We start from the raw sequence: 5,944 nt of genomic DNA, 5'->3' as shown, positions 1-5,944 counted from the left end.
GCCGGCCGACGCATCGGCAACAAGGCACGAGCGGCCGGTTGGTCTGTGAGTCAGACCGGCCGGAAGAGCGCTTGCAGATCCTCGCAGTTGGTCTGGGGCCGGTAGATGCGGGTCAGTTTGCCGGTGGCGCCGATCCGGTCGAGGGCTTGTTTCCAGGCCAGGCCCTTGCGGTAGGCCCAGGCGTTGTCGGTGAGCACACGCTCGATGCGGGTGATGCCGTGCGCGTGGAAGAACGCGGACGCGCGAGTGAGGAAGCCCGCGCAGGTGGCGACCTTCTCGTCGGGGTGGATCTCGCTGTAGGCGAGGCGGGAGTGGTCGTCGACGGCGGAATGGATGTAGTCGAACCCCATTCCGCCGCGGGTGGCCCGGCCGGCCTGGCGGCCCAGCGTCTTGTGACCGCCGCCGTCGGGGATGCGGCCGAGTTTTTTGACGTCGCTGTGGACGAGTTCGGCGGGCCGGTCGCGTTCGTAGCGGCGGATGACCTGCCCGGTGGACCGGTCCATGAACGCCAGCCGGTTCAGGCCGTGACGGGCCAGGATGCGGTGCACGGTCGAGGCGGGCAGGCCCAGGATCGGGCCGAGGCGGGCGGGACCGAGTTTGCGGTCTTGGCGCAGTCGGCACACCCGGGCTTCCACTGCCGCCGCCGTGCGGTGCGGTGTCGTCATCGGCCGGCTGGAGCGGTCGTGCAGCCCCTGCTCGCCCTCGGCCCGCCAGCGGCGGACCCACTTATGGGCCGTGACTCGCGAGATGCCCATCTCGGCTGCGACATGGGCGACCGGGCAACCGGCGCAGACACGTTCGACGAGCAGCCGCCTGCCGTGAACGGTCAGCCGGGCATTACGGTGGGACACGAAGACCTCCGTGCGGTGCAGTCCTAGACAGCTCCACCACACCGGAGGTCTTCGCCATGATCAAGCCTGGTCGGCGTTAACAACGCTCGTGATCAATACAACTAGCTCCCACCCGAGGTTGCTCTGCTCGCGTTCCGGTACGGCCTGTCTGAGGCAACCAAGCTCACGGAGCATCGGCGGATTCTTCCCAGGCGGGCCAGCCGATGCAGAAAGGCGCGCCAGGTTCATGCCAGGCAAAGGGCATCTGGTGGGCTCGCGCGAACAGAGGATGAGTGCGCAGTTCGATGCCCACCAGGCCCCACGTGGTCAGCCCATCGCGCAACCGACCCAGTGCCGGAAGAGGGCAACCGCCAAGACCTGTGGATTGATGTTGTGTCAGCCGCGGTCTCGATGGGCGGCGTGACTGATTACTACTCCTTTCCTCGTTCGAGGTCCGCGCAAAGCGGCGTCCGAATGAGGACACCGTGGCTGCCCGTGAAGACGTCGCCCGACCCGGTCCGTTTTCTTCGACTCACCCGTACGGTCAGTTGGCCGAGTTGGACAGATCGTCGGCCGGCTGCTGGTCAGTCAGCAGGCAGACCGAACCAGCGCAGGAGTACGGGTCGTGCGTCGTCGGGGGCGTCTTCGGGCCCGCGGGCATAGCGCGCGAGCAGGGCCAGATAGTCGTCATGGAACGCGTCCAGCTCTGCCTTCGTGAGGTGGATGAGGCTGCGTGAACCCCGCATCCAGCCTTCGGACTCCGCCTGTCCGGCGGTGAACTGCCGGGCGAGCTCGACGTCCTCCTCCATCCTCATCCGGTCCAGCTCGGCCGACATGGCGCGCTCGGCCTCCGTCAGTTCACCCTGCGGCGGTCTGCGGATGTCGAGGCCGCGCACCCCGCGCCACCAGCGCTCACGCCCGGTGGAGCGCTCAGGGATGTCCTCGATGAGGCCGCTGCGCTCCAGCATGCGCAGGTGGTAGCTGAGCGTCCCGGTGTTTTCGCCGAGGGCGGCGGCCAGCGTGGTTGAGGTGGCCGGGCCCGCCGCGCCGAGGTGGCGCAGGATGCGCAGGCGCAGAGGGTGTGAGAGGGCCTTGAGCACGTCGGGGCTGTCGACTGTGCGCCGTCCTGCGGCTTCCGCTCTGTGCTCTTTCGTCATAGCGGCAGTCTATCCAGACAGCAGCGATTTCTCTGCAGACCTTCCTCTGCAGAGAAACCTCTGCAATGCTGTGGTCCATGACGCCCAACCGAGTGACCTTGAATCGCACAGTCCACCGCTTCACAAGTGCTGCCGCAGGAGCCCTACTTACCGGACTCGCCCTGGGCGCCACACCCGCGCATGGAGCTGAACGGGCCGCGGATCTGTCCAAGTTCGACTTCTCCGCCTGCCCGACCGTCCATGAGCTGCCCACGCGTGCGGACCCCGGGACCTGGCGCTGCGAGGTCATGCACGCCACGGGGCATCTGCGCATGGGCGCCGTCGACGAGCCTCTCACCGAACCCATGAAGATCACCTTTGCGGAAGGCCGAGTGGACGGTGAATTCCGCCAGGTTTTCGGGGAGATGACCGCTGCGCCGATCCGGTTCGGAGACACCCCGTTGACCCTGACTCCGCAGTACGGCGGCTACTCGGACTTCCTGTCCGACGACACCCGACGCGGCGAGTTCGACATCAAGTTCGCCATCGCCTGGGCGCACGGGCTGCTGGCCCTGCCATCATCGGACTGCTCGGTGGGCAGCGATGAGGACGCCATCCACCTAGTACTCAAGGACACCGATCCCACCCGGGTGATATCCAAGGAACCGCTGGTCGTCGCCTTCGGCGCCCAGGACGCGGAGTTCGCCACCCCGGGCACTCATGGCTGCGGCCCCCTCGGCCGCCCGCTCGACCGGGCCCTGGGCCTGCCGTCCGCGGCGGGAGCGAACGTTTTCGACATGGATGTCACGGTGGCCATCCGGCCCTACATCCAGGCATGAACAAAGACCGTCACGGCTACCCGCGACTCTGCGCGGCCATCGTCGACCGGCTGACCTTCAACGGCGCCATCATCCAGACCGGCACCGAGTCATACCGTCTCGCCCACACCAAGGCCCAGGCTGAACGCGCCGCTGGGTGAACCAGGAGGGCCGCACGTAGTTCTGTTGCGGGACCACTGCAGCAACCGGACTGTGTCTGAAGAGCCGCAAGCTCAGTCCGAGCAGTCCTCGCGTCACCGCAGAGGAGCCGATGTCAGCCGTTGTCGTTGTCGGTGCGGGAATCGTCGGCTCCTCGGTGGCCTACCACTTGGCACGCCGGGGAGTACCTGTGACCTTGCTCGGCCAGGGGACGTCACCGGCCACGGGAGTGACGGGAGACTCCTTCTCCTGGATCGGGGACGCCGGAGGGGACTGGCCGGGCGGAGCCGGGACCTCCGCGAATCCGTCCTGACGGACTACCCGCGGCCGGAGACCGAACTGTCTGAAGTCGCCGTCCGCTGGACCGGCTCGCTGACCTGCACCGATGCTCCGTTTCACGCCGGGCAGGACACACAGCCGGGGCCTGGCCGGTACTTGATCGGGCGAAACGACATCACGGCACTGGAGCCTCACCTCCGAAACTCTCCCCAGCAGGCCATTCACACCCCCAGCGACGCAGCTGTTGATCCAACGGCGATGACCGAAGCGCTGGTGAACGCCGCCGGCGCGCACGGAGCGAAAGTGATTTACGAAGCGGCGGTGCGGTCCCTCAAGCTGGCGGGCTCACGTGTCGAGGGAGTGCTGTCCTCAGTCGGTTTCCACCCTGTCACCAGATCTCTGGCTCCCTGCCATTGGATACACGTCGGCCGCTGCCCGCCAGAGGCCAAGAATTCCTTGACAGCCTGACGAACGAGACTGATGGGGATCTCTGACCGATCAGCGAATTCATTTCCCGTTCCCCACAATGAAGTAGGAAATACTTCCTCGCCCTTCCGCGTCACCGAGCGAAACAAGATTCCCCGTTTCATCCATGAAGCCGAGAACGCCGACTTGCAGTTCCTTGTCCACGCCAACCAGGAATTCACGGTCCGGGAATCCCGAGGCAAGGAGTGGGCGATCCAAGGAGTGCAGCTCGGCCGTGTTCTCAGAATCGGGACCACCGAGAAGGTCATCGATGAAAGAATCGACGTCACCGGACGTGAGGATCGGTCGCCCATCCGCATGCTCTGTCCGGTAGTAAACTTCCGCACGCCCCTGCTTCATTTTGCGCCCCCATAGGGTGCCCTCAGCCGAGGAGCACGACGAGCAGTACAAAAGCACGTTGCCCCACACCTAGAAGGAAATGCGCCCCATGAAATACACCGTCTCCATCGAGATCGCCCTGCCGCGGGAGAACGTGGTCCAACTGCTCGCCGACCCGGCACACCTGCCGAAATGGCTGCGGGGTCTGGTGCTGCACGAGCCGCTGAGCGGGGAACACGGGCAGGTCGGTACCAAGTCGCGGGTCGTGATGCAGATGGGCCAGCGGAAGATCGAGTGCACCGAGACCATCACGCGCCGGGAACCGGCAGACCTGCGCGAGATCCCGAAAACGGGCGTCGTTCACTTCGACCGCGAGATCGTCGGCGAGGGCCTGTGGAGCGCCGTGCGCGACCGGCTGACCGAAGCCGGTCCGGCATCGACGCTCTGGGAGAGCGAGAACGAATACCGGTTCAGCGGCTTTCTGATGAAGCTGGTGGGACTTCTGATGCCCGGCGCCTTCCGCAAGCAGTCGCAACAGCACATGCAGGACTTCAAGGCGTTCGCCGAGCAGGGAAAGGACGTCCGCGAAGCGACGGCCTGATCTGCCTTAACTGGTCAGGCGTCTGACGGCTGGCGTGTTGATCTTCCATTCGTCCGTAGTCGTTATCTGCGCCAAGGCTTCAGAACCGTCCGACGCCCCGTCACCCGCGGCCGACCACCAAGACCGATCAAGGCCTAGCGCCGGTTTTCGACCCGATGTTCCTCAGCCCCCTCTGCGCAACCGGTCGAGGATCGTGCGCAGTCGGTCAGCGCCATGCGACGCGGGAACGCCGCGCCTGCGGGGCGTCAGGAGTCGTGCAGGGTGCGGTGGGGTGTGTGGCCGTAGGACTCGCGGTAGAGGGCAGCGAAGACGTGAGTGTCTGCATGCGCCGCCTGTCATTCGCCACGGGTCGTCCCACCCTCGCAGGCCATGCCGGTCCGGTGCCTCGTACTCACGTTCCGGCCCGGGCGGGCGCCCGGGTCTGTTCGTTTTCCGGATGGCCGGCCGTGATGTCGTTCGCTGCGCGGCTGGTGGCGGCTCCCCGCAGCGGCGCAGGGTGGAACGGATCGGTGCGCGTCGACCACGGACCACCGCTCGGCAGGCACGGGAAGGCGGAGCGGCTGTACATGACGGAGCACAGGGACCTGCTCGACAGGATCGCGGCGCTGCAGCGCGAAGTCGAGCAGCTGCGCCATGCCGTGGTCTCGCACGCCGTCGTCGACCAGGCCATCGGTCTGCTCCGGGCGGTGCACCGCCTGGACGGTCAGGCGAGTTGGGACGTGCTGCAGCAGGTCTCCCAGAGCACCAACGTCAAGCTGCGGGAGGTAGCGGCGGACGTCCTGCGGTGGGTCGACTCCGGGCGGCTGCCGGACAGGATCGGCCCCGCCCTGCAGGAGGCGGTGACCGCCGCCGGTGGGGCCCGGCCCGGGCCCGTCCCCGCCCACTGCAATCACCCGGACCCGGCTCCGGCCGAGGGCCTGCACGCGCCGCACACGGCGCCCGAGCCGACCTGCGTCAGCACCGACGGGCAGCCCGGCTAAGCCCTGCTCGGCCAATCAAGTTCGCAGCCAGATGACGGGGTGACTGAAGGCGCAGCCAGGGCTATATCCTGCGCGTCAGCGCCGTTCCTGCGGGTACATCGCAGACTCCTCGCCCGGTGCCAGCCCTTCGATGGCGCCCAAGGCCTCCCGGCTGTCCCGGCCTCAGCACAAGGCCCGCCGCGAGTACGACAACCCCGCGTCAGCACCCTTGGCACAGCCGGACCTTGATCCGGGGCAGCCCACTACTGACGTTGTTGCCGTGATGTCGTCAAGGTGAGGCCGGTTTCGGCAAGGCATCCGTCGATGAGGTTGCTGCGGTACTGGATCTGGCGGAGAC

7 protein-coding genes and 3 pseudogenes are annotated in these 5,944 nt (G+C 66.8%); 6 read left to right on the top strand and 4 right to left on the bottom strand.

Annotated elements, in window-relative coordinates; genetic code table 11:
* Positions 1 to 86 precede the first annotated feature (86 nt).
* Positions 87 to 851: pseudogene (locus tag ACZ7M7_RS44930) on the bottom strand (IS481 family transposase); the annotation flags it as partial.
* Positions 852 to 1,414: 563 nt separating this feature from the next.
* Positions 1,415 to 1,987 carry an ArsR/SmtB family transcription factor gene (locus tag ACZ7M7_RS44925; RefSeq protein WP_472127640.1) on the bottom strand — a complete coding sequence of 191 codons (573 nt, stop codon included), beginning with the start codon at positions 1,985 to 1,987 and terminating at the stop codon, positions 1,415 to 1,417.
* Between the two features lie 77 nt (positions 1,988 to 2,064).
* Between ACZ7M7_RS44925 and ACZ7M7_RS44920 the strand changes: the two genes are divergently transcribed.
* The 4 genes and pseudogenes from ACZ7M7_RS44920 to ACZ7M7_RS44905 all read left to right on the top strand — a co-directional run.
* The gene (locus tag ACZ7M7_RS44920) at positions 2,065 to 2,805 is read left to right on the top strand and encodes a hypothetical protein (RefSeq protein WP_472127638.1); all 741 of its coding nucleotides are present in this window, start codon (positions 2,065 to 2,067) and stop codon (positions 2,803 to 2,805) included.
* Between the two features lie 20 nt (positions 2,806 to 2,825).
* Positions 2,826 to 2,945 (top strand): annotated as a pseudogene (locus ACZ7M7_RS44915) (IS21-like element helper ATPase IstB); the annotation flags it as partial.
* Between the two features lie 110 nt (positions 2,946 to 3,055).
* Positions 3,056 to 3,256: an FAD-dependent oxidoreductase gene (locus ACZ7M7_RS44910; protein ID WP_472127636.1), complete on the top strand. Its 201-nt coding sequence runs from the start codon at positions 3,056 to 3,058 to the stop codon at positions 3,254 to 3,256.
* Positions 3,193 to 3,540 (top strand): annotated as a pseudogene (locus ACZ7M7_RS44905) (FAD-dependent oxidoreductase); the annotation flags it as partial. The gene ACZ7M7_RS44910 and the pseudogene ACZ7M7_RS44905, both read left to right, overlap by 64 nt.
* Here the strand turns inward: ACZ7M7_RS44905 and ACZ7M7_RS44900 are convergent.
* Together ACZ7M7_RS44900 and ACZ7M7_RS44895 are read right to left on the bottom strand one after the other, a co-directional pair.
* Positions 3,531 to 3,812, bottom strand: a complete 282-nt coding sequence (locus ACZ7M7_RS44900; protein ID WP_472127634.1) for an Imm1 family immunity protein — start codon at positions 3,810 to 3,812, stop codon at positions 3,531 to 3,533. The pseudogene ACZ7M7_RS44905 and the gene ACZ7M7_RS44900 overlap by 10 nt on opposite strands.
* Positions 3,730 to 4,047: a hypothetical protein gene (locus ACZ7M7_RS44895; RefSeq protein ID WP_472127642.1), complete on the bottom strand. Its 318-nt coding sequence runs from the start codon at positions 4,045 to 4,047 to the stop codon at positions 3,730 to 3,732. The genes ACZ7M7_RS44900 and ACZ7M7_RS44895 overlap by 83 nt, the downstream gene beginning before the upstream one ends.
* An 88-nt stretch (positions 4,048 to 4,135) precedes the next feature.
* On the opposite strand from ACZ7M7_RS44895, the gene ACZ7M7_RS44890 reads away from it, so the two are divergent.
* Both ACZ7M7_RS44890 and ACZ7M7_RS44885 read left to right on the top strand, forming a co-directional pair.
* On the top strand, positions 4,136 to 4,627 hold the full coding sequence (locus tag ACZ7M7_RS44890) for an SRPBCC family protein (RefSeq protein WP_472127632.1): 492 nt from the start codon (positions 4,136 to 4,138) through the stop codon (positions 4,625 to 4,627).
* A 566-nt stretch (positions 4,628 to 5,193) separates the two neighbouring features.
* On the top strand, positions 5,194 to 5,607 hold the full coding sequence (locus tag ACZ7M7_RS44885; protein ID WP_472127630.1) for an ANTAR domain-containing protein: 414 nt from the start codon (positions 5,194 to 5,196) through the stop codon (positions 5,605 to 5,607).
* The last annotated feature ends 337 nt before the right edge of the window (positions 5,608 to 5,944 follow it).

It is taken from the genome of Streptomyces sp. NPDC111606 (assembly GCF_055656945.1).
This window is presented reverse-complemented; position numbering and strand designations above follow the sequence as displayed.

What these genes read in the sequence shown, in the direction of transcription:
- ACZ7M7_RS44900 (WP_472127634.1), bottom strand. Translation starts at nt 3,812, where the DNA reads ATGAAACGGGGAATCTTGTTTCGCTCGGTGACGCGGAAGGGCGAGGAA.
- ACZ7M7_RS44925 (WP_472127640.1), bottom strand. Translation starts at nt 1,987, where the DNA reads ATGACGAAAGAGCACAGAGCGGAAGCCGCAGGACGGCGCACAGTCGAC.
- ACZ7M7_RS44885 (WP_472127630.1), top strand. Translation starts at nt 5,194, where the DNA reads ATGACGGAGCACAGGGACCTGCTCGACAGGATCGCGGCGCTGCAGCGC.
- ACZ7M7_RS44920 (WP_472127638.1), top strand. Translation starts at nt 2,065, where the DNA reads ATGACGCCCAACCGAGTGACCTTGAATCGCACAGTCCACCGCTTCACA.
- ACZ7M7_RS44895 (WP_472127642.1), bottom strand. Translation starts at nt 4,047, where the DNA reads ATGAAGCAGGGGCGTGCGGAAGTTTACTACCGGACAGAGCATGCGGAT.
- ACZ7M7_RS44890 (WP_472127632.1), top strand. Translation starts at nt 4,136, where the DNA reads ATGAAATACACCGTCTCCATCGAGATCGCCCTGCCGCGGGAGAACGTG.
- ACZ7M7_RS44910 (WP_472127636.1), top strand. Translation starts at nt 3,056, where the DNA reads ATGTCAGCCGTTGTCGTTGTCGGTGCGGGAATCGTCGGCTCCTCGGTG.